This window comes from Flavobacterium sp. TS_SC_5 (assembly GCF_056156265.1).
This window is the reverse complement of sequence record NZ_CM149588.1, coordinates 3355285-3380379: the sequence shown is the minus strand read 5'-3', so window position 1 is coordinate 3380379 and position 25095 is coordinate 3355285. Positions and strand designations below refer to the sequence as shown.

Sequence of the window (25095 nt, the reverse complement as noted above, 5' to 3'; positions counted from 1 at the left end):
ATTTTATAAGAATAGATTATCTAAAATGTCGTTTAAATCATTTGATTTGGTATCAATTTTAGAATTATCAGCAGATAGTTCTGTTTTTTTGGAGTAGTATAAGTCCATTGCACTTTCAATTCCATTTTCTTGCCAAATCTCTAATAATTTACTAATAAATGATTGTTTAAAAGCAAGTTTGTCGAACCTCACTTTTAATTTCACATATAAGTCATTTTCTTCTCCCTTTACCATTTTAAGGTAATTGAGTTTGCCATCAATAACATTTGCCATATTCGGTTTTCCTTTTGGATGTTTACCTTTTTGATAAACATATTGTTGCATAAAAAAAGAATATGCTCTATCATATCCATAGGCCTCCCAATTGTGCAACCATTGGCGCAATTGTTTAATATAACGACGGGTTACATTTACCTTGTCGTTTACTACTAAACCAGTTACTTCTTGACGATACCCTTCTTTTTGCAAACGTACTTTGCTTTCTTTTACATGAAAGTTTTGACTCGCAATGATTCGTCTTATTTCTTGATCAAAAGTACTGTTAGCAACAAAGATCTTTTCAAATGTGTTTGGAGATACCTCATAATTGTTGTGTTTACTACTAAAGGTAATATCATCCGCATAACGTGTGTAATTTAAACCAAAGCGTTTAGCAACTCCTGATAATTGTTTGTCCATTCTTTCACAAATTGCATTAGTTAAAGTAGGAGAGGTAGGCGCACCCTGCGGTAGAACCGAAGTGGTAATTTTTATCCATTCGTTGTTTATAAAACGTTCGACCTCCATAGGATTACAAGATAATCCAGCAATCATATTGGCTATTTTCTTTCTTTCGTCAGAAGTGTTTAAGTTAAAGGGGGCTACCAACAATCTTCCCCAAACACGTGACTTGTCGATACTTGGGAAAAAGTCTTTTAAATCCAGATTATATACATAACTATGGCCCACATGCACTTTTGCATTATCGACAATAGATTTGCACAAAACGAATCCTGCAGCTGATGAATGTGGAACATGTACACATTGCAAAATTATGTTTAAAGCTTTTTGAAACTCTTTCAATCCTTTGGTAGGTGCGTGAATGGTTCTATCTGCGCCAGACTTCTTTTTTATGGTAAAAGAAGTGTAGGATGATTTTCTAGTACTAGTCTTAAAACTATCATCTCCTTTATTTAAAAGAGTTAATAGATTTGTTTTTGACTTTATATTATTATTACTAGTTGAATCCTTGCTGATGTAATAATTGAGTTGCTTTTCTTCAAAAGGAATTACTTTATCTCCATACACCAATTTCTTTGCTTCATTAAGTAAAGAAAGGAAATCATTTTTGCTATTCATAATCTTGAATAATTCATGAATAGTTTTATTTTGGGCAGGAGTAATTTTCATTTTTAAATAAGTTTAGTCGTTTGGTAACCGTAGTATATTCTTTCTTTATGCTTATAAATAGCTTAAAATTATATTATAAAAAGTAACTTAAATAATATTAAAACTTAAATTGAAATAATAGATTAAATAATATTAAAACTTAAAATAATAACATAACTTCAATAATTATAAAATATATAAGTGAGGGTTTTAAAACAAGGTCATATAACCATTGTAAAAATTACGTCACTAACATTCAGTTTTGGAATCGATTAGAATCTGTTTATGGTATCTTTTTATAGAATACTACTAGAGATTTACAACTACTACTTCAATACCTAGACCATTTATCTTAACCAAAACCACCAGCCGATTTGAGATATTATAAATAATACTTCCAGCAGGCAAGTCTATCTTGCGATAGACAATTCAATATTTCACTACGGTTATTCAAAGAACTTTTGTTTGACTCTGCAAACGTATAATTAAAGAGTGCACTTTTACTGCACAGCTTAATTTAATTTTATACCTTGCGTTGTCTTCATATTGTAAATATAAATTAATTCTGACAATGGCAATCACTAAAAACCCTTTAATTCGATATAAAATATTAGATAAATGTTTTCGCAATCCATATAAGAATTTTTATTTCGAAACTTTATTAGAAACAGTAAATGAAGCTCTTTTTCAAGTTACTGGTAATGAGGAACATATTAAGACACGTCAATTGCGGGATGATATCGCCTTTATGAGAAGCCCCGAAGGATGGAGTATTGAATTAGCTGAAATAAGCGAAGGGAAAAAGAAAATATACAGATATGAAGATTTGAACTTCTCTATCAATAATGCCCCTTTAAATGATGTGGAGATGGATCAATTTCAATCGGCGATACAAGTGTTATCACAATTTGAGGGTATGCCGCAGTTTGAGGGAATTCAATCAATTATTGCCAAATTGAAAACCGATTTAAAAATTACTACTGATGAAAAACCGTTTATTGGTTTTGATAGCTCGCAGGATTTGAAAGGGATTGAACACTTTAGTGCGCTTTATAATGCTGTTCAAAACAAAACACCACTTCAAATTACTTATAAGGATTTTAAAACAGAAGAACCTTATACGTATGTTTTTCATCCTTATTACCTTAAAGAATACAATAACAGATGGTTTTTATTTGGTTTGAATCCCGAAAGTTGGAAATCAGATTGGAACGTAGCTATTGACAGGATCGTAGATGTTTCACCAATTGATATTCCTTTTGTAGCTAATGAAACAATTGATTGGCAAGAGTATTTTTCAGATATGATAGGAGTAAGTAGAGGAGAGGGTGCCGAATTAGAAAATGTTACATTACATTTCAATCGGCTAACCGGTAGATACATGGAGAATAAATCTATTCATGAGACCCAAAAGCATAAATGGATAAATAGTGACACCTTAGAACTTAAAATTAATGTGATACTCAATTACGAATTGGAGCGATTGATTTTGTCTTATGGAGAAAGTGTGATTGTTATTGAACCGCAACGTTTGATAAATACCATTATGTTTAGAACAAACACAAGTTTACTCAATTATTAATTTTAATTAGTACTGTATTTTTGATGTTATTATATGTGTTATTAATTTTTTTATTGGATCTCAAACTAGAAATTTTTTTTCTAAAATCTACATTTATACTATTATTATTGCCCATTAAATTAAACGGAGGATTAAAATGAGATATCAATTGCATCTCTATTTTTATTAAAATTATGGCGTTGGTAAAAAAAACATCACTAAATAAGATACCATCCATTTTTTCAACTTCTCTTAATCTGTTCCATTGAATGTAGTCTTTCTTGTATTTGGGTCTTTATCCCTTGGCACCATTTTATAACCAAACTTTTGCGTAGTGTTGAACTTCCCGCATTATTTCCCTAAAAATGTTGCTTAAAATCACGTTTTCTCAAGCTTGTTCATGCAATTCTGCGCGAACGGGTCTATTTAACTATCTGGTTGTGATAATCTCTTTTATCTTTGAGGTGAAGGAATATTAAATTACGATACATGCTTTACTTACAATAATTATAATTCTTCGTTTGATTCAGATAATTCTTTTGCAATAGCATAATCTTTCATTGTAAGAAAAGGAAATGAGCCATCTTCATTTGCTATAATTGTTTCAGAAGAAAGTTTACCATTTATCGTTATAAGTCTCATAGGAACTGCTAATGCTGGTGTTTTTTCATCCTTTTCGAGACAATTCATCATGTTTACTATTGTAGTAATTTGTTCATTAGTAATAAAAGGTATGGCATCATAACGTTCAGTATTAATTCCTACTGCTTTACTTAATATGAAAGGGCCATTATCCTGTTCATATTGGATCAAAAAATTTCTGTATTCGTCATAATAACTACCACTTCCTCTATAATCAATATACCAATCATTTTTAAATACCCATCCTTTTGTTAGAATACGTACACAATATTCATTTAGACCACCTTCTATACATTTATTATAATAAACTGGTTTAATACCAGATACTGGCTTACTTTGAAATAGACCATTACCAAGTTTTTCAGCATTGGAATTTATAAATTTCAGATCTATTTCCGCTTCTCTATAAATTATTTGAGTGGTAACGTTCTCTGTGATTGTCTCTTCTTTTATTAATTTTATCATCTTAAAATATTGGATTTAATTTTTAATGAGCTTATTAGTTGTCATCAAATATATACAACTTTTATTACACGATTATAATTGGATGGAGATAAATTCCTTAATTTTTTTGGTGAAGGATGGTGGAAGTTTTTCCTGCTTTATTTTCCATTGGCAGTCGAGGGATTGTTTTTTATTAAATTTTTCACTTGGGGTTAAAGGGATAAATCGCTTTGTAAAGGCTACTAATTGAATTTAATTAGATACTCGCCAAAGGCGAGTACCAAATTGGGTAATACTACTGATAATCAATACTAAATTTTAAAAAACGGCATTTTGTATCTTTTATTACGAAAAGAACTAAGATGTTGATATTATTTTGATGAAAATGAGATTTGAAAGTGAGTTTTAAATGAAAACCATTATAGTTTAATCAAATCTGAACCAGTACCAACCCCACTGATCAATAAACGTTGTATAGCTCTACTAGATGCAACATAAAAAAGAGATTTTTCAGCTTTTATTATATTCTCTAACTTGTTTTTTTCTAATGTATTTGCATCGTATGGTAATTTTGGAAATGTACGGTCATTAACATCAACTAAAAATACATGTTTGAACTCTAATCCTTTTAAACCATGAAATGTTGATAAGCGGATACCTTCTTTTTTACTGTTCAATAAGCCTTTGTCTACATAAGGTATATTATTTTTATGGAGCAAGTTTCTGAAATCATTCACACTATCTTTAGTTCGAGCTGCAATTACGATTTCATTATAGCTAATACCTTCATCAAACAATTTATTTATTTCTAGTAGTACATGATCAAGTTCAGACTGCTTATTTGTATATAATTGATATATTGGGATTACGCCATGAAATAGAGATAGATATCCTGATTTTTCTTCAGTTTCTCCGTCAAAATCGTCATAGTGTTCATTTGCTACGATCGAAAATGCCAACCTCTTAATTTCTTCTGTAGTTCTGTAGTTGATACGTAATCTTTTACTTCTATTCCCACGGATATTAATACCCGCCTTTGAAAAATTTATCTTGCGATTATAGATGTTTTGAAGAGGATCTCCTACTAAAAATAAATCATCAGGGGCTATTGGGGTAAGAGCACGGATAAAGTTTAATTCAACGTTCGTAAAATCTTGTAATTCATCTACAATTACTTTTGAATATACAGTTTGGTTATTTGATTTGAGATAATTTGCAACTTTATTATAGATTTCTTCTTTGTAATAAAAACCACTTGCTAGTTTTTTTTCTAAAAATAATTCAATTAGATGCCATACATCCAATCGCTGCCTTTTAGATATAGCTTTTCCACGACCAATTCTACTCGCTTTTAGATACTCAGTCTGTGAAGAAATATTTTGAACTAATATAACCTCTTCAAACTCCTCCTTTAAAAACTCCTCATCAAAGTTGGATAAGTTTTCTTCTAATACTTGTCCCCAAACTTCTTGAGGACTTTTCACAGCATTCATACCAAATACTTTATCAGTAGTTTTCCTTAATCCAAATTTTTGGGCCAGATCAAAAGCTAAACTATCGATATTGGTAATATGGTAGCTTTCTTTAGGAATTTCTAAATCAGTTGCTAAATTCATTAAGTTTTCACTTAGTTCTTTGGTATAGGTAGTAAAAAGAATTGGTTTTTCATCTATTTTGTGTTCAGCCAAATATTTTAATCGATGAAGTGCAGCAACTGTTTTACCTGTACCAGCGCCTCCAGAAAGTTTTATTGATCCATTAAATTTCCCGTAAACAAATACTGATTGCGATGGGTGTAAATAATATTTCCACTTTTTAAGTGATCCTTGTAATGCGTCATTTAATATTTCATCATCAGTTAATTCAATAAAAGAACGAGAATTGTTTTTACTTTGAATATTATTTACGGCACCTTCAATAATATCTGTTTTAAGGGTATCAATATTTGCCCCGTCAAGTAAATAAAATAGATTTTCAAAGACATCTACAGGTAGATAACTTTCTATTTTTTCTAATCCAGGAAAGTCATTAATTTTTAATACTGAAGGAATCAAGATTTCGGGAACACCAATTTCTAATAAGTCGCTAAACTTGTACTTGTTCATAAATAAATCGTTCTCAGGTACATTAGTAGAAGTATCTATATCTTTAATCGATTCATGAATGCTAAATACTTGATACGCCTGCGTCTGATCATTCCAATTTATGACTTTATTTTTAGCCCAATCCATTGCTTCGTCATGATTATCAATCCAAATCAATAAATATAATTCACCAGGAGTAACTTCTTTTAGAATTGCTCTATACTTTTGGTCTATTCTAGCTGTGCGGAATGTTTGATCTTTGAATGTATTTATAGATTCAAGATTTAAAGCAGCACTTTTTGAATTGGTTCTAAATTTGCTGATAAAATCGGTAACTTTAGATTGAGTTCCTTTATTTATCTTCAAGAATGCATCCCAAAATTTATCGTAAATAAATAATTTCATAGCTTAATATTTTTTAAATTTTCATCGTCATAAATTGTAAACCCACCTTTTAGCAATATATTATTAGATTCGGACGAGCTTGGATTAATTGCAATTTTAATTGAAGATAATATCAATTCTGCATCTGCCAAAACATCACCTGTATCAGCATCAATCCAAGTGTCTAAAAATTCTGCATTAGATGCTGTAATGATGCCTTTTGATATAGCTGATTGGATTATAGTATGTAGATGGTCTTCATATAAATCCCAAAGCGATTCCATCCATGTTTCATCGCTTTCTGTCAACTCCGTATCTTCGATATCGGCTTGGATAAAATTGTCTGATTGAAAAAGATTGAATAATCTCCAAAATGTTTCCCATTCTTTTTTATCTATTGTGCTACTATCGTTTAAATTAAGTTGATTGACCACATTGTTTTCACCTATATTCACCCAAGTATCCCATTCTAAAAATGAAGGCGTAAAATCATTTTCAACAGGAAGCAAAGCATTAAAATCTTTTATTTTATTTGAAATAATATAGCTATCATACAACAATTCTTTTGATACTAATTTTGATAATTGTGAAGGGTTGAAAGAGGGATCTAACAATTTTTTTGTCCACGAACCTAAAAAAGAGTACCAAGCTTGTTTATTATCTTCGACTGGTGGGTAAATCATTTGTGTAATTAATCTTTCTACACTATTTAAACTTAACGAGTAATTTGTTTTTTCACCTTTTTGAATTGTGTGAAGTAGTTTATCATAATTTTTTTTGAAATTATTTTTGAACAGAATTGCAACATCATCATCATAATTTACTTTATCACCTTCCAATTGTTTTTGAAAGTAATCGAGATCCGTCCAAGTGAGAGACCAAGTTTTAAATTCTGGCTGGGCAACTATCGCTTTACGAATGCGAATATCGTTTTCAAAAACGTTGTTTTCTTCTGAAGCATGAAACTGATATCCATCGAGATAAATAGCAGTCTTTGGAATCTGGTCTCGCCATTCCTTTTCTTTAAATAAATAACTTCCGCAAACCATCAAAAAGTCTGTACGTGTATTAAAAGCAATACCATCTTTAGGGCCTAAAATTATTTGAGGTCTAAGCCAGTAAAGAGCTTTAATATCTCCTTTTTCAATACTAAACTCATAGTAAACCGTTCCATTGTTTTTTTTCTCAGAAAAGTTCCAACCTTCCTGTTGTTCAGCATAAATAGAAAGCAACTTGACAAAACGTTCTTCTAATTCAGATTCTTCAATTTTTCCTGAATTGGTTAAAGTAGTTAAGCCATTATTGGTTTTTACCCATTCTTCTGTTTGGCTATAAATTTTACCAAACCATTTTTCTGCTCTCGCTCGACTTAAATCGGATCTATTATATTGATTTCCATAGCTGTAAATGCATTTGTAGCAGCCGTCATGATCAGTTAACTGACAGGAACAATCTCTAATGGCTTCATAACTCAATCTTAATAAATGAGAAAACTGTTTATCGTCAAAAATTTGTTCTAGATATCCTGTACCGCCAGGAATTGTATCATACAGTAATAAAAATCGGTCAAATTTATCTGTAAGTTGATTGAATTCTTTATAGGATTGAATTTGAATGTGACCAGGATTTCCCTTGAAGTATTTTTTCAAACCTAACTCCAAACCAGCTTGAAACATTCGTATATCGGTTTCACTATTAAATTCCTGAATAGGAAGCACTATTTTTAAAATTTCGGTTTGCATTTCTCTGAAGAAATAAATTTCTTCGAAAACATCTGTTTTTCCTGGTTCATATCGAACATCTCGATGTTTACAGTATCCATAATGAAAATCTCTAGCTTCAGAAATTAAATGAGTAGCTGAAATTGATTTACCACAATTTTTACAAGTAACAAAACCTTTTGTTAGTATTTCTTCTTCGTTTATTTTTATTTTGCGAGCGTCATTAGAGTCGTTTCGACCAAAGTTAACGGAAGTTATCGTCGCACTACTAACATATTCTATACCAAAGGGAATGTCTTTTAAAACCCAAGCACCAGCAGATGTATTTTGATCCAATAATACATGGTTCATCACCTGATACTGTTGTTTGTCTCGCTCATCATTAGCATCACTCAATGTTGCTTTAGCAGCATTATTAAATGACTTCATATGTGTCATTTTAACAAAAGTATGGACATTTGAAGAGGATGACCAAGAAGGATCACCACATTTAGGACAATTACCTGAATTAGATAACGAATCCATTTGCAAATGGTCACATTTTGAACAAAAACGTTTTTTATGCTTTATCTTATGGTCATTCCAATCGAAGGTATTGACACCAGATATTTCAAATTTATACCCTTGGGTATAAAAATAGTTTTCCGGAGCTAATTCTTTAATTGCTTGTACTGCTGATCGTACAATTTCGAAATCTTTATCTAAGCTTCTGGTAGTACTTCCTTCAACGGTTGAACTTAAAACATGTGCATTCAATGTAACCCCTGTCTCTGGGAATGCATAATTTGGCAAGATCCCTACATTTGTGAGATGTTCTAAAATGTTTCTAGCAGCAATGTTTTTTTTGATTCCGTTTAGATTTCTTTTTTCTTTGATATACTCGTCATATAAAGGATCTCCTTTTGCTAGATTAAGTATTTTAACTTCAGCATCCATATCCTTTTTTCGGTTCTCAATATTTAAAAGTTCGTCTCTAATTTGATTAAAGACCTCTAATAAATTACTATAAAAACTACCTGAAAGAAGTGCCTCTTGGATTTCGCCAAATACATTTAATGTAATTGATTCATCATATTGCTTTAAAAAAGATGTAGTAAGAAACAATTCATTTGAATCAATAAAATGATTTACTCTATTGATAAAAAACTCGGGACTTGTTAAATCACGATTGGATAATTTTAAATCACGAACAAAAGTAGGAATGCTATTTTCATTCGGGTTTTTGGATGTCCAACTATCAAAACAAAAGGCAGTAAAGTGACGTCGAAGAATATCTTTAGCTTCAAGGTAGCAACCTGGTGTATTTACTGCACCATTCATCATTTCCATTGGATCTGTAAAATAATACAAATCATGATTTTGATTCTTTGCAAAATTTACAATTACTGCTGAACCAGAACTACGACCAGCACGACCAATACGTTGTAAAAAATTAGAGGGCAGCGGAGGAATACTGTTATTATAAGCTGTGTTTAAGCTTCCGATATCGATACCCATTTCAAGAGTACTAGTAGCTATTAGGGTATTTACCGAATTGAATTTTTCTCTCTTTTTAAAATCAATTTCAAGCTGCTCTCTTACCTTTCGTTCTAGTAAACCTGTGTGTTCTTTTGCAAAAACACGAGGAGAACGATTTCTATTATATACTTCTTTGTAGTAGTTACTAGCCTTAGGCTGAGTCAAATTGTAATGACCAACACATCTATAACTTAAACAACTACCATTTTCTAAAAATTCAACATCATCATAGGTGTATTGCTTGTCCTCACAAGTATTGCAAACATAAGTTTTGATGTTTTTATGAATCCAAATAGTTGCTGGTACGATACAATAGTTTTCGTGATCTCCAGCGGTTTCTTTATTTAATAGCCCTACTTGAACTAATGCTTTTGTCCATTGTTCGTAAAATTCATTCACGAAATCAGTTGTAACTGCGGCAAGATTAAATGACTTATAAAAATAGGCATGAAACCAATTAGTTGTTTTGGCCCTTGTCGTATCTAATAGGTTATCCCTCGATTGTTGATTGGTTATTAATTTCGGAAAACGTGTACGTGGATGGAATCTAGGATTAAGAAAATGGCGACTGTCTTTTTGCCAGTTCAAATCCCAAACACTTAACTTTTCTTTTCGATATTTAGATAAATACAAATGATCTATTGCACCTCTATTTCTAGTACGGTGTAAGATGAGGTTTGTAAAACGAATAAATGAAGCTTTATCTAAAGTAGCGCTGGTATCATTCTCAGAGATCCAATCCGTAATGTGGTCCCATGTTTGCTCCAATAGGTCTTTATCAAAATAGGTAGAAGATGCTCCAGTTTTTTCTAGCGTACGACCAATTTTTGAATTATACCCAAATTCAGAATAGATTTCCCAACGCAGTCGTTCGTCAAATTCTTTTAAAAAATGTGGTGCATATTTATCTGCTACTAAAAAATCTTTTGGAGATGATTTCCCAAGATAATCTTTTGGAAAAAATCGATATAAATAACTGTTTAAGGAATCTTTACCAGACTCATCAGCTCGCACTTTCCAATAGTCTATAAATTCGTCAGCCAATTCAGAAAGCTGAATAGGACGGTTTAGCTCATTGATCACTTTTTGAACCGCTGATCTTAATGCAAAACGGTAGTTTCGACTTTCTATAAAACCCGCTTGATGTGCAGCGTCTTGAACAGAATTGGTAAATGCTAAAATTTTACGTCCTCTATCATCGGCAGAATCTAAATCGGTAGCTAGTGTTTGGCTAACTGCAATGGAACTAAGAGTTGGAATTTTTGTACCAACAATCGCTACAGTACCTGTCGAATTGCAACAAGGACATACCTCTTCTATTTTGTTGTCCTTTAGTTTTCTTAAAGCCTGAACAGCAAAACCCTCTTTATCTTGATCTACCACTTTAAGTGTTTTGGGATTGATTTTTAGTTGCATAAAATCATCAGGCTGATAGCCTGTTGCCTGAAAATCTTCTTGAGATAGTTCGTCTTTTGGAAGTATGTAATAGACATTTTTATTCCTTTCAAAATATTTTTTATATATCTCGTTAGTATCTTTGATAAAAGTGTCACTGTTTTCTAATTTTACTCCTAGCCATCCAGAACTGTTACATTCACGACAATACCAGGGTGGTAAAGCACCTATTTCTTGTTGAGCATCAACCTGATCTCTAAATGAGAAAGCAGCAGGTTGCTGTAAAGTATATTGTACACCACTAAGTTCACGAATCCAGAGTTGGATTTGAAGATACATAAAGGGTGATTTTTCATTAGTGGGATCTTTCGCTTCAGAAATTAAAGAGAGTAGGGATTCAAGCACTCTTTCTTTGGGGTTATAAGCATATTGCTCATCCCATTGTGGCAATTTCCGGTAGGAATCATTGATCATGGATAAATCACGGATAATGTCTTCAAGGGTTTTAATTCCTGAGTTTTTATTAACTACCACGACTAAGTCTCTCACAATCTTTAATTGAATTAAGCCAGTAGCTAACTCATTTTTATCTTGTTGCCATACGTCAATGTGTTGCTGGATAAAAGTGTCATATTCCTCGTACTCCTGATAAACTAATTTTTTTAATTTATTAGGTAAGGGAATAAAGTCATTTAGCACCTCTTCTTCCGCAAAAAATAAATTGGGGCTTATTCTATTTTCTGTAATTATTGCTTCGGTGGTTATTTCTTCACCGAAAACCTTAGTAGCATATTCTGCCAATAAAGTAGGTGCTTCGGGACCTGAACCAATTGTAGCAGATGTACCAACAGGACATAATTGTCTTGCTGCCATATTCAGTTTTAATTTTAATCTTCTAATTAAGTTTGCTACATCAGTACCCTGAGCCCCATCATAAGTATGCAATTCATCCAATACCAAAAATTGTAATAAGGTGCTGTCATGAAGATTATGTATCCACAATTTATGGAAATTATGTTTCATTAAGGCATAATCTAACATCTTAAAGTTGGTAAGCAGAATATCTGGTGGAGCATCTAAAATACTGTCTCGATGTTCTATGATATTTTCCTCACCCATGACTTTAGGAAATTGACCTTTTGGTCCATTACCTTCTCCGATGAATAAACCTGCAGTAATTTTTCCTTTTAGTCTTAAATCATCATAAATCATTTCTGCCAAACGCTTTGCCTGATCTGTAGCCAAGGCATTCATAGGATATAATATGATTACCTTGATACCGCTACGATGCTGTTGTTGAAAACAATAATCTAACATTGGGTATAAAAAGGATTCTGTTTTACCCGAACCAGTTCCAGTAGTAACAATTGTAGGCTCAGGTGATTTGTTTAGAGTAGCTAATTTAGTCCAAGCTTTTACCTGATGATCATAAGGAGGCCATGATGGTTTTATGGTTAGCGGAATCTTATCAATTTCAGATTGTTCCGCTTTCACAAAGCGAAGTTTAAGAGATACATACGGACCTTTAAACATACCTAATGTGGGATGATCGATAAAATTTTCAAAAGCTTCAGCTACTTCTTTTTTGCGAAAAGTAAAAGTAGCCTGCAAATACGATTTTATCGATTCTTTGATTTCAATAGCCTGTTGTAAACTTAGCATAAAGGGTTAATTTATATGATCTTCAATCTTAAAGTTTATTTTATACTCAGTAGGTTCTGCATGAAACTTTGAATTTTTTTCAAAAGATTCGTCAGTAAAACTGAAAGGACTTTTTATAATATGTATCGTACTTTCACCTACTATGGCAATATCGTATTTTTCGACATTTGTTTTACTAATTGCTGTTTGTTTTTCTGCTTTACTAAGAAAAAAATAGCCACCGGAATCTTTTTTAACTTCTAAAAAGCGCCATTCTATGTCTCCAACTTTTTTATATTCTAAATCATAATGCTTCCCATCTGTTTTAGTAGAAACATGATTGACTAAATATCCTTCTTTTAATAAAGAACTCTTTACTCGATTTTCTTGTTTTTTTCCTGAAGCTGCTTTGTTTCTATCTCCTTTGGAGTTATATGAACCTCCTTTATGACCAGATTTTGAACCATTGGAAGGGGAAAAGGAACCATTTAGTAAAGCGCTTTCAACAATGTCTAATGTGATGTCTTCTGGGTTGTTATCTCCATCTGGATCTCCATACTCCGCAGTTTTAGCAGCTGCTTGTTTATCACATTCTAGTTTTACCTCATTTTCAAACCCATCAAAATACATTAAACTGTAGAGTGAAGGATTTTCCTTTTTGATAATTTGTTCCATATCGTAGATACTTTCACCAAAGGAGTATGCTTTCAGAGTCTTTTTATATTTAGTACTAACATCAATTTCCTTTTCTATAACTTGATTTAAGTCGATTTTAAATTTATCCGCACTCCATTTTATTACTAGATCACCGTACTTGGGTTCTAAAATAATACTATTTTGGTTTGCAAAATGAGCATATATACTAGCGGCTTCATTATCAAAATCGGTAAAATTAGTAAAGAATTTTTCTTTTTCGGTTCTATCTGAAGATTCAGTACACTTTATCCAAAGCAGTTTTTCAAAAAGGTTTAAATAGTCCTTGATGTAATTATTGAATTGTTGTTTATGCCAGCTTTCCAGTGTTTTTGCCGTGATCACATCCTCTAGTTTTAAAGTAACCTGATTGGACAACCATTTTAAAAATTCAATTCCAGTTTTAGTTCCTAGATTAGAAAATTCAATGTCTTTATAAAATGGAGGCAATGGCACACCAATATTTTCTGTAATAGAATTTATAAAAGACAATTCGTTATCACCGTCAGTAATCTTTCCTGGGAATACTTTTTTCCAGAAACTTAATTCTTCTTCGCTGATACCTAATAATTTTTTAGCCTCTTCAATTAAATACTCCTTTTCGTCTGATTGTAAAATGTGAAGCGTTTCCTTTACACCATCTTTAAATATGCGTCGGTAAGTGTTTTTAAGATCTGCTACTTTAAATACTACGCAGACGATTTCTGCTATTACATCACAAAAATGGGATTGATTTCTTAAGTTTTCATAATCTGTATTTTCAGAATATTTTAGAATTACCAAATTATCTTTTGGTATGAAATCGAAATTATCAAAACTTAGCGTTGTTCCATCAGATAATGTATAAGTAGCTTCTTCAACAACTTGAATTTTTAGTTCCTTAAGATTTCGAGCTGTGTCTGTTTTGGCATCTTTGTTCAGTGCTTCTAATCGATAGCTCAACCAATAAGGTTTAAGGCGATTGATGTAATCATTCAAATCATCAGTTACCTTATTCTCTTTACCCACATTAAACTTAATGTCAGCAATAATGTCCTTAATTAGATGGACACCGAAAAATTTTGTAACTCTATTTTCTCCCATACGCTTAGGTAAATTGATAAACCAATAATTATCCAATATTTTTTGAGGAAGCAGTTTGTTATCTGAATAATAAACGTTGTTGACAGGTATTAAACTATACTCTTTACCAATGCCACCTTTTCTACAATAGTACTCAATATTCGTAAAATTGGGCTGAAAAGATTCCAATTTGGTATGTTCGTTGGCTCTAAAATAGTCATAGAGTAATTTGTAAAACGACTGACTGTTCACTTCAAATTGACGTTGGTCATTTTGTAACATTTGATAGATATGCTCTGGATTTAAATCATTGAATGACTTTTTAATATGTAGCAAGTCTATAATCTCCTGAATTGTGTATTCTTTAATTTTTAAATCTGTAAAAAAGGAGTCAGTTGTATTTATAGATATAAATGTATTTAAACCTCCAATAGGCATAGAAGCCACTACGTTGTTAGTTATTCCTGACGTGAAAATTTGAGATGATAAATACGATGGTTTATGATGAATCTCTTTTCGCTCTGTTCCAAATTGGGTATCAAACTGATCAGAACTAGTATAACGCATTTGTTCTAATAATTGTTCGTCTTTAGCAATCCAGGCAATTAGTTTTTCAATAGAAAAAGCTTTGTTTTTTAATATATCAGAAAAGGATTTAATGGACTTAACAGTATAATTTTTAAACACATCAGTCCTTTGTTCTTTGTGTAAAGACAGTATGATTTTAGAGTATTCATCATGCTCCCAACGTCCTAGATTTTTTTTGATTATCTCGAATTTACTATATAAATTAACATTCAACCATTTAAAAAAATTGATTATCACGTCCTCTTCTGCAGTTATTTTAAAGAAGTCATTACTGGCTAAATAGTCTTTGTCGTTTTTTATACCTTCAAATATTTTTTCGGTATCTATTCCTGCAGCGTATTCTTTTCCAAAATACAATTCGTCTGCATACTGCAGCTCATTGGTGCGTGACAGTAAAGGAATTTTTTCTATAGATGATAGATTTCCTCTTCTTTTAGGGTTGGATATAAAAATTGAAAATAAGGAAACCACCATTTGCTGAATAATATCCTGCTGATTGGGTGCTGTTTTTAGAGTTTTATTAGTTTCCGAAACTATCTGTTGAATAACTCCAATAATGTCATCCAAACCAATATTGATAATCGGATCCAAAAAACGTTTTATTGCTCTGGCATCACCACTTTCACTTTCTAATTTTCGAGCGCTGATTTCTTCATTGAATGTTTGTCTTAATTGAATATACAGATCTGTCGAAATAAATTGGATATGGTCTTTTATGTAATCAGGAAACTCCAATTCGCTTTCGTCAGTATCCTTTGTAAAAACTCTGATGTTCGAGGGGACAACCTCACCCTTAGTATTTAATAAAAGTGGCAGTTGTATAGAGTTATTATGCAAATCGTTAAAATAGCCATTCTCGTTTTTTGCTAAGATCCCAATCAGTGCTACTCTTTGTTCTAAATTCAGCGAGAGATTCAATTCTTGCACCAATTCTAAAAATGCTTGCACAGTATATCGTTTAGCAATATTCAATTTTTCAATAGGCTTTTTCAATAATCCTGGAAAGTAGTTCCCAAATCCATTTTCTTCTACCCAAGTAGAAAATGCGTCACCGTGGTAAATCACTTCTTCTTTTGTTACATATTGACCATCTAGGGTAGGGTAACAGGCAATGTTTTCTCTTTTTGACCTAACGTTTTCATAAAAAGTTTTCAGTACTTTACGACTGTTCGCAAGCTTCTGAGTAAGAAATTGGTAGGCACGCCAATCAGGTGGGCTTGTTTTTAAATGTTGCTCTGCAATGATTCCTAACGCATTTACAATTTCAGCGAGTATAAAAGTATTCTGTGCATTATCATTGATTTCTTTTCGATTATTGGTTAAGTCAAATGTAGCATGAATAATACAAGGCAAATCGGTTGTTACATCGGTAGGGAAATAATTGAAAAACATTCCCTCGATATCCCAAACGTCTTTCCAAGCAATACAGTATTTGAATTTTGTAGTTTCATTATAAGTTTGTTCTGGTGATCGAAATATATTCCAATGACTTTCGTTAATAATGATTTCTTGCTCTTCATCTAATGATTTGTTTAGTTCTATTCTTTCCCCATCTTTATTTAAAACCACTTTTTTGATATTTGGCAGAAATAATAGGATTTCTTCACTAACTGCCTCAATCTGATCCTCAATTTTAGGCAACTCAGCTTCCTTAAAATGTAAGATGACGTTAGTCACAAACTCATTGTCTTTTTGTGCAATGATTTCTGGAAATGCCAAAGCGGCAATAGGCTTTTCAACTAAACCTATTTTCTTTTCAGCTATTTCTTTTTGAATCCGCTCTTTTACTACTTCTTCAATAGCAATATATTGATCAAAATATTGATCGGAATAACTTTTAGAAAAACGAAAACTCACTTCCTGTGTTAGAATGCTTACCTGATCTACCCAGTTGAGAATGGAACGAAATCCTAAACCTTTGTTACCAATAAATTCAACCTTATTTTTTGTTGAAAGTCCTGTATACATCAAAGATTCCACACCATCTAAACTAAAGGCTGTGCCATTGTTAGCAATGCTAAGTGACTTTTTATTAGTATCCAACTCTATGTAGATGCAGTCACTTTGTGCATCATCGGCATTTTGCATTAATTCTAGTAACTGACGTCCATTATAGTCGGCTACTGTTTGATTTTCTTGTCTATAGCCTGATAGTAATGTTGAAGGATTTAATATATAGGTATCCCTCCATTTATTAACTAATTTTACTATTCCTTCGGTGGTTAGTTGGCTCATAATTTATTTTTCTTCATTAAAACGTTCTTCAAAATGTGCCCAAGCTTTTTTGTAATCTTCTACACGGTCACATTTAGTAAAAGGGGCATAATAGGTTACTTTTTCGCCTTGGTATAATTCTGATTTGGTAATGGTGTGCTCATGCGTTTCGCCTCCAGGCAGCTCTTTTATTTTGTCCCAATCTGCGCGGTCGAGGCCAACACCTACGAGTCCTTTGCTACAGGTAAATACAATATTTCCTTTGGTATCATACCAAGTATCATCTTCGTTTTGTTGCAATACAGGAAACTGAATGTTGTACATCAAGATCAACTCTTCTAAGTTGAGGTTGAGTGCCATAGCAGTAATCACATCAATTTCTACTAATGCCATTCTTCTTTCAAAATAATTACGCAATGGAGTTGTCGATGTCCATTCTAGCGTTAGATCAGAAAATGCTTTAAGACGAGAATCTTCTATAGACCATGAATCTTCAGTAATATCTCCGTTATATAAGTTTTTCCATAGCGCGGAGTAGTGTATACTTAAACAATTCAATAATAATGTTCTATTCTTAAGTAATTTTGAAATCTTAGAGTCAATTACTCTAGGGATCGGCACATCTTTTAATACAAAATCATAAAGATCTCCACGACCAATTGTTTTCAAATAAAAGTCATATACAATAGATCCTAAAAGGGATCCCAAATAAATCAATTCGTTTTGATTGAAGACAGTCAAAGAAATAACACTATTAACGTGAGAAACATTTGGAGGCACAATACAACTTTGCAAAGTTCGCTCTCCAGAAAGACTGAGTCTTCTACTAAAAACAATCTTATATTGATCCCAAATACTTTTGAAATTTAATTCTTCTTTATTTATTGATTTTAATTTTTCATTTAAGTGAAAATTGGATCTACTACAAAAATTCTCATCAATTTTAGATAATACTATTGAATCGTAATCTAAAGGTTTATTACATTCTTGTCTAGGAGTGTTATAAAAAATATTATTAACGTAAAAATGCGGTCCATTCAGCACGAAATTTGACTTCTCAATAGATCCTTGTTTTGTTTCTTTTCTTATATGATTCAATTCCTGTGCTTTATTTTCATCAAAACCCATAGAAGTCTTGCTTTCAATATTTGCAATTTTAGAATCTAAACTTCCTATCTTGTCTATAATTGATATGACTTGCGTACTATGTATACTTAACAACTTGTTTGAAAACCATTCATTTATATCTCCACTAAATTTTGACAGTATTTTTAAAGTAGATTCATTTATATTAATAACTCTATCTTGATGAGGCTTAGTATTCCAAGTGTAGCCTGTTTCAGTCTTAATTTTTAAACCCTCACAAGGTTCTATAGATTTTGTTTTTAAAGATAGCTCAATGGTTGAAGGATGATATAGATTATTAATTGAATAAAAATCAATTAAATCACCGTTTTCACCATATATATTAATTCCATAAGTTACCCAATGTAGTATTTCTGAGAATAGTTTTAGAGTATTTACAAATTGAAAATGGTACTTTAGTTTTTTATAAAGCACTTTCCTGAACTCTTGACCATTCGGATCGTCATAAACACTTTCTGGATGAATCAAACCTAGAAACCCTTCTTTTCGTATCAAAATCAAACCATTAAACAAAATACATTTATAAATATTTGTTTGTTGTCCTTTTAATAATGGATAATTTTGATGAGCTTTCATAAAAAAGGAAACTGCCTCTGTTTCGATATTTTCTTCAAAATATATTAATTTTTGATCATTATTGTTGAGAAATTCTGATTGAAGTTTTTTTACGTTAGAAGCTGAAATTTTACGAATCTCTAATTCAGGATAAATTTCAGACATCAAACCTTTTTCTTCAAAAGTCACTTTCAACCAAGGCGGGTTTCCTACGGCAATATCAAAACCATTGCGTTCGCGAAAAACTTCTATAAATTCTAGTTCATAATGAAAGAATTTATATTGCTCGGCATATTTAGCTACTAATACAGCTCTATCATTAACAAAAAGTGAGGAGGAGGATTGCTTTAAGGCATCGGTCAATTGCTTGGCTATCGCCCTTTTATCTTTTCGGTAATCACGTATCGCATTTTCATCTTCAGTATTTACCTCATGGATATCATCGAGATCGATATTTAAAATTTGTACTAAATCGCTGTACCATTCAGCACGGGTAGGCAAATCTTTTGCATCACGCACATCCCAAAACCAGAGGCTACACCAGTAATCCATAAGCTGTTTTAGCTTGTGGTAGGGCGCATTAGGTTTCAGTCTGTTTTCGGCAAAAGCTTGTTTCTGTTCGTACGAATAGGATTGAAAATCGAAAGTTAGTACCTCTTCTTGGTTTCCAAAAAAATCAGTATTGGCACGAGTAACAAGACCAATATTTTTTTGAATTTCATAATGCTCTAGCAATAGGGCATCAACAGCATTGGCTATTTTTTGTAATTGTTCAAACTCTTCTTTACGTAAAGGTTCGCAAAAGGTTTTTCGCCAGTCGGTTACACGTTTGGCTTCAGCGGCATAGCTTTCTTTAAGCAATTTGATACCTCCAGAAGATGCCATTCCCACATCAGGTAATAAGAAATGATATATTTCGTCTGCTGCCCTTAGCACTCCTTTTTTACCAAATTCTAAATGTTTTGGTGCTGTATACCACCATTCTTTTTTTACAAAACCAGTTGCTCCTTTGGCTTCAAACGAAAAATCTTTGTGTTTATATACTTTGAGCCAGCTACCCACCACGGCATTTCCAACCCCTAATCGATAACCAAAGAATGGGGTTTGCATGTCTTTGTGTATCACATTAAGCCATAAAGAAAGCTTTCCTAGCTCTACAGCAGTAGGGTTAAGATCGACACCATAGACATTGTTTAGCGCGATGTAGGCTTTTATTTTTTGAATTTCCTGTTGATATTGATTGGGGTCTACCTGCTTTTTCATTTCCTGCTGGCGGTAGGTAAGATAAGCTTGCGCCAATTGATTAATCGCTTCGTTATGAAAAGCGGCAGCTCCCATAGCGGGTTCTAAAATTTTAAGATCCAGCAAGTCCAAGCGCCTTCATTTCACCTTTGTCCAAGCGTTCTAAAATAGGCTTGAGCGTATATTTTACGGTAGTCTGCGTGAGTACTTCAGGTGTATAATACGAAGCCGATTTTTGACGGTCGCGACCGCTAAGACGGTAAATAAACGTTCCTTTAGGGATTACCTTTAACTCTTCTGTATCATCTGCTTTTTCGGTATGATATACCTCATTGTGGTCAAAATCATCTAAACGGAATCGAGGTACCAGATAGGAGCCATCTGTACGCACAACTTGTTCTGAATTCTCGTTTTTCTTTCGTTTGCGGTGTACTTCGATATAATCGGTTTCTGCCAAAAAACCGCGGAATGCCAGTAAGCTTTCGTAAACAGATCCTAATTGGTTGATACCTAAATTAGCATAGGATATGCGGCCACGATCTTTTTTGTTTTGTTTTTTAGAAAGTGATAATTGGCAAATCACATCTTGCCACACTTGATTTCTAATTTTAACTCGGTTGAGGTAATGCAGGTTCTCGGGAGCAAACATAGGAGAGTCCAAATGCCTGATCTTGAAACTCTTATTTACGCCATCATGTTCTCTATAACCACTATTTAATAACTTAAAAAGTTGAAAAAGAGATTCATGAAAGAAATACCCATTGATACTAGATTCAGTAACCAAAGGTACTTGTTCTAAATCGCGTAACATTTCTAGAGAATAGCCGTGTTCATAAACTTCGTCATTAGAAGGCAGTATGTCTAAATCTTCTCTAGATTCGGCATAAAACAAAAATAAGAGACGGTACACCATGTTTAGGCAGTCGTCTTTCAGCTTGGTAGCATCTATTTCATCTTGATTGAATCCCTGTGCTGTCCAGTTAAATACGGCTTCATTAGCCAGGCATTCTACGGCATGAATGACACCTTCTTTTAAATCTTGGGTTACCTCATAGGCTGCTTTGTGTGCATCTTCTTCCAATTGTTCCATTAAAATCATATCGGCCGTAGGAGCAAGTAATTTTTTGCCAAGCAAGAGGTAAAAAACAGCGTAATAATCTTTGTTGATCGCTGCATCATCAAACAAGGCTTCTAGGTCTAATTGTAGGTAAGAACCTCTAAACCATTTATCGGATTCTAATAAAAAATATTGATTACCAGCTAAAAGTAGCACGTATTTTGGACGGCTATTTTCGGGCATCAAAAACAATTCATTTATTGCCTGATTGATAATCATTGGAGAAATACTTACCCCCTCAGGAACAGTAAAAATATCTGCCCATTGTGCACGATGGTATTTTTGTTCTTTTGAAAACTTATCTTCTAGATCGTTATTTGAGTTATAGGCTTGTTCAAAAAGGCCATCTGGTTCTTCGTCAGAGGTTTTAATCATGGCATGCATTTCCATTACCATTAAATGCGGTTTAGCTCCACGGTAAAGGATTTGTCTAACCGGCAAGACCGATTTGTCATTAATGTAAAAAGGTTTTTCGTATTGATCGCACGCAACATCATAGCCTAAAGCACTTAATATTTTGGAATGAAATGCATTAGATAAATTGATTTTATCTTTGGTACGTAGATGATTTTCAATAAACCTCTGTTTGAGTTTAAAGTATTCCGGTTTAAGTTGCCCAATTGTTTTACTGAACTCTTTGATTGCTTCGACACTAAAACCTGATTTGTCGATTACTTTTTTGGTAAAGTTGTCGTCAAAATAGTTGGAAGTGAAATAATCGCCTATATTGTTAATGAAATGAATCATTTGTATTTCTTTTAGTTGTTGTAAAAAACGGCTACTACTTTTAAAAATGGATGCCCATTTAAGCTGGTCAAATCTTTAAAATATTGACTGGAGTTATTAAGAATCGTTTCCATTTGATATTCTTTATCCTTCTTTCTTTTCTTAATAAAACCTGTTTCTACAGCATCGGCAAACTCCAATCGTATTTGGTTTTCTTTACTATGTTTCCAATTCTTTAATTTTTCTTCATATACCGCCATTTTTTTCTCCATGTCTAATTGAAGCTTTTGTTGCTCTTGATCCATGTGAAGTTGATGTGCGAAATCGATAGCTTGCGGTAGAATGGTTTGCAATTGACTCAATTCTGACTCTGGAATTTCTTGCGTGTAAAGATTATCGGTTAGATGGTATTCTTTTACAAAATCTTCAAAAGGAATAGGTCTGCCTCGTAAACCACCGTTTAGTAACATTGGGATTACAAAAAAGTCTGATAAAATAGATTGCCCCAGATTGTTAGCTACAATTCCCTGTATCAGGAAAAAAGCGGTGTTGGAAGTAACTTGAGACAACTTTGCTACTAGTGCCACATCTTTATCTACAGAAGCTTCTAACTGTGTCATTAAATATTTGACCACAGGGTGCAGTTCATATAACATCTGAAACTTCGACCATTCTCCTTTTTTCTTTCGAGCTTCCTCTATAGCTTTTTGCACATCGTCTTTATCAAGTGAGAGTTGATATACTCCTTCTTTTTTGATCGGTTTTGCTTCAATAGGTAAATCATAAAGAATGCGATTGAGCTCTTTGGTGTTTTTTATTTCTAACAAATTCCCTTCGAATGTAGCATCATCAAATTTTAAATATTTATCGGTTTTTAGTTGTTCTATTAATGCTGAATAATAAGACTTCTCATCTTCAAATAAAGAGTTCATTTCTGCAATAGGGTGTGCTACTTGTAATTTTGGGGTAGCATCATTAAACAAAGCATCAAAGGAGTCATCAGTTAATTCCTGAACCGCTGGTTTATCTAGCAAATCAATATTACCCGTAGCAATCGTTTTTAAAACTAAATCTTCCTCAGAAGTAGCGTCATAGAGCTTATAAACAGAAGCAGCATCCCCTAAAGATTGATAAACCGTTTCTTCTTTTTCTTTTAGTTTATTGACAATATGTAAATCATCTTTGAGTCCCTCAAGATCCGATTTAGCAATGATGTAATGAATGTATGGAGTCTTGGTTTGTCCGTAACGATCGATACGCCCATTTCTTTGCTCTAATGTTATCAATGACCAAGGAATGTCATAATTGAACATGTGATTGCAATAGTAGTGTAAGTTAACCCCTTGTGAACCCGCATCTGAAGTTAGTAAAACACGATAATTAGAATCGGCTTTACCAAAGTCTTCAATAATGCGCTGTTGTTCCATATCAGTTAAAGAACCATGAAAATCAGCAATGACTTCGTTATCTAACTTAAAATCTATTTGTAATTTTTGACGTAATGCTTTTAATGTCTCAATACGTTCTGCAAAGACCACAATTCGAAAATCATTTTTTCTACCATTCCATTTCAATTTAATAAGTTCATCGCGAAAAGCAGCATATTTAGTATCTAGTCTTAAATTAATGATCGTTTCAAGTTGATCTTTAAGGTTTTCTAATAGGTCTAAATTTTGTTCCACGATTTCTTCTCGAATCTCCACCTCTTTTACTTTTTGAATGCGGTTTTTTACTGTACTCAAGGCAGCCTCTGGAGATGACATATAAGCCTTAAAAAGACCGATGGCAAAAAGTAAATCTTTCTTTTTTCCCTTTTTTGTTTTTTTACCAAAGAGATCGTCAGTGACATCGTCGGAATTTAGTCCTTCTAAAGCGGTAAATTTTATTTTTTGTTGAATAGATAAAAAATCATTTTCCGCATCTGACAAGTCTGCATGAATCGATTGAACCGCTCGTTCTTGAAAATTTGAACGCACCACTTCATCAGCGATATCGTTTTTAAATCTTCGAACATAGTAGGGTTCAATATCGTCTTTAAAATAGTTTTGTTCATCCTTAATTGCCAATGGTTCGATCATATTAATAAGATTGGCAAAGTTTTGCTTCTTACCATTGTGGGGTGTAGCAGAAGTTAAAATAAGAGATTCACATTTAGTACTAAGTAATTGCGCTAAGCTACCGCGAAGTGATGCAGAATTAGATACAGTATGGCATTCATCAATAACAATAATATCCCATTTTGTTTTTTCTATATAATGCTGGAACTTGGCATTATTTTTTAAAGTATCAATAGACACAATAGTTTTGTCATAATAATCAAAAGGATTTTTATTGGTTGGTAAGTCAGATTTAATCCTAGAAATCCCATCCGAATCCAATCGTACCAAAGGAATGGAAAAACGGTTCCAGATTTCTTGTTGAAATTGCGCTAAAATAGATTTAAGAGCCAGTACCATAATTCGCTTTCCTTTTCCACGTTTAATCATTTCTGAAAGGAAAATACCGACTTCTACCGTTTTACCTAGACCTACACCATCAGCGATTAATAATCTTGGCCTTGGTAAATCGAAAGCTTTTAAAGTAGGTTCTAACTGGTAGTCAGCTAGGTTAAAAGCCGCTTTATGCGCAATGGTAATTTGTTTACTGTAAACAGAAGAATTCCTTATTTGGTTTTCTACAAACAGCTTTGTCTTACGGTAACCATAATCAATATCGGCAACTAATTGCGTTTCTCTAGGATCTAATACTCGTATGTTTTTATCAATATTGGTATCGAAAATAAAACGTTTCCCTTTTACCAATTCAGAAATTCCTTCTACTTTCAGTATCCAATTACCATTATTTTCAGTGCTATCATTTATTATAAAATCTTCATCACGAGTAGTGATGCGTTGGCCTGGTGTAAAATTCATTAAATAAAATTATTTTATTTTGCTTGTTTCAATAATTCGTAAAATTGTTGTGAAATAACTTGCTTGAAGGAGATATAAATTA

At 32.7% G+C, this 25095-nt stretch carries 10 protein-coding genes; 1 reads left to right on the top strand and 9 read right to left on the bottom strand.

The annotated features are described in order from the left end of the window. Window positions 1–3 precede the first annotated feature (3 nt). On the bottom strand, window positions 4–1389 hold the full coding sequence (locus AC0J6S_RS14515) for a reverse transcriptase family protein (RefSeq protein ID WP_474954462.1): 1386 nt from the start codon (window positions 1387–1389) through the stop codon (window positions 4–6). 550 nt (window positions 1390–1939) lie between these two features. Here AC0J6S_RS14515 and AC0J6S_RS14510 point away from each other — a divergent pair. Then, window positions 1940–2950 (top strand): helix-turn-helix transcriptional regulator, encoded by a 1011-nt coding sequence (locus AC0J6S_RS14510; protein WP_474954461.1) that lies wholly within the window; start codon window positions 1940–1942, stop codon window positions 2948–2950. Here AC0J6S_RS14510 and AC0J6S_RS14505 read toward each other — a convergent pair. The 8 genes from AC0J6S_RS14505 to AC0J6S_RS14470 form a co-directional block, all read right to left on the bottom strand. Further along, on the bottom strand, window positions 2940–3167 hold the full coding sequence (locus AC0J6S_RS14505; protein ID WP_474954460.1) for a GIY-YIG nuclease family protein: 228 nt from the start codon (window positions 3165–3167) through the stop codon (window positions 2940–2942). The two genes, AC0J6S_RS14510 and AC0J6S_RS14505, sit on opposite strands and share 11 nt — an antisense overlap. 269 nt (window positions 3168–3436) lie before the next feature. Then, a complete protein-coding gene (locus tag AC0J6S_RS14500) occupies window positions 3437–4036 on the bottom strand; it encodes a hypothetical protein (RefSeq protein ID WP_474954459.1) in 600 nt (199 codons plus the stop codon). Window positions 4037–4434: 398 nt separating this feature from the next. Continuing rightward, the gene (locus AC0J6S_RS14495; protein WP_474954458.1) at window positions 4435–6504 is read right to left on the bottom strand and encodes a 3'-5' exonuclease; all 2070 of its coding nucleotides are present in this window, start codon (window positions 6502–6504) and stop codon (window positions 4435–4437) included. Beyond that, window positions 6501–12779, bottom strand: a complete 6279-nt coding sequence (locus AC0J6S_RS14490) for a DEAD/DEAH box helicase (RefSeq protein WP_474954457.1) — start codon at window positions 12777–12779, stop codon at window positions 6501–6503. Before AC0J6S_RS14490 ends, AC0J6S_RS14495 begins: the two co-directional genes overlap by 4 nt. A 6-nt stretch (window positions 12780–12785) precedes the next feature. Next, the gene (locus AC0J6S_RS14485; RefSeq protein ID WP_474954456.1) at window positions 12786–17336 is read right to left on the bottom strand and encodes a sacsin N-terminal ATP-binding-like domain-containing protein; all 4551 of its coding nucleotides are present in this window, start codon (window positions 17334–17336) and stop codon (window positions 12786–12788) included. A gap of 3 nt (window positions 17337–17339) precedes the next feature. Continuing rightward, window positions 17340–20390, bottom strand: a complete 3051-nt coding sequence (locus AC0J6S_RS14480; protein ID WP_474954455.1) for an Eco57I restriction-modification methylase domain-containing protein — start codon at window positions 20388–20390, stop codon at window positions 17340–17342. Then, the gene (locus AC0J6S_RS14475) at window positions 20371–22122 is read right to left on the bottom strand and encodes a hypothetical protein (protein WP_474954454.1); all 1752 of its coding nucleotides are present in this window, start codon (window positions 22120–22122) and stop codon (window positions 20371–20373) included. The genes AC0J6S_RS14480 and AC0J6S_RS14475 overlap by 20 nt, the downstream gene beginning before the upstream one ends. Before the next feature lie 11 nt (window positions 22123–22133). Further along, a complete protein-coding gene (locus AC0J6S_RS14470; RefSeq protein ID WP_474954453.1) occupies window positions 22134–25013 on the bottom strand; it encodes a helicase-related protein in 2880 nt (959 codons plus the stop codon). Between the last annotated feature and the right edge of the window lie 82 nt (window positions 25014–25095).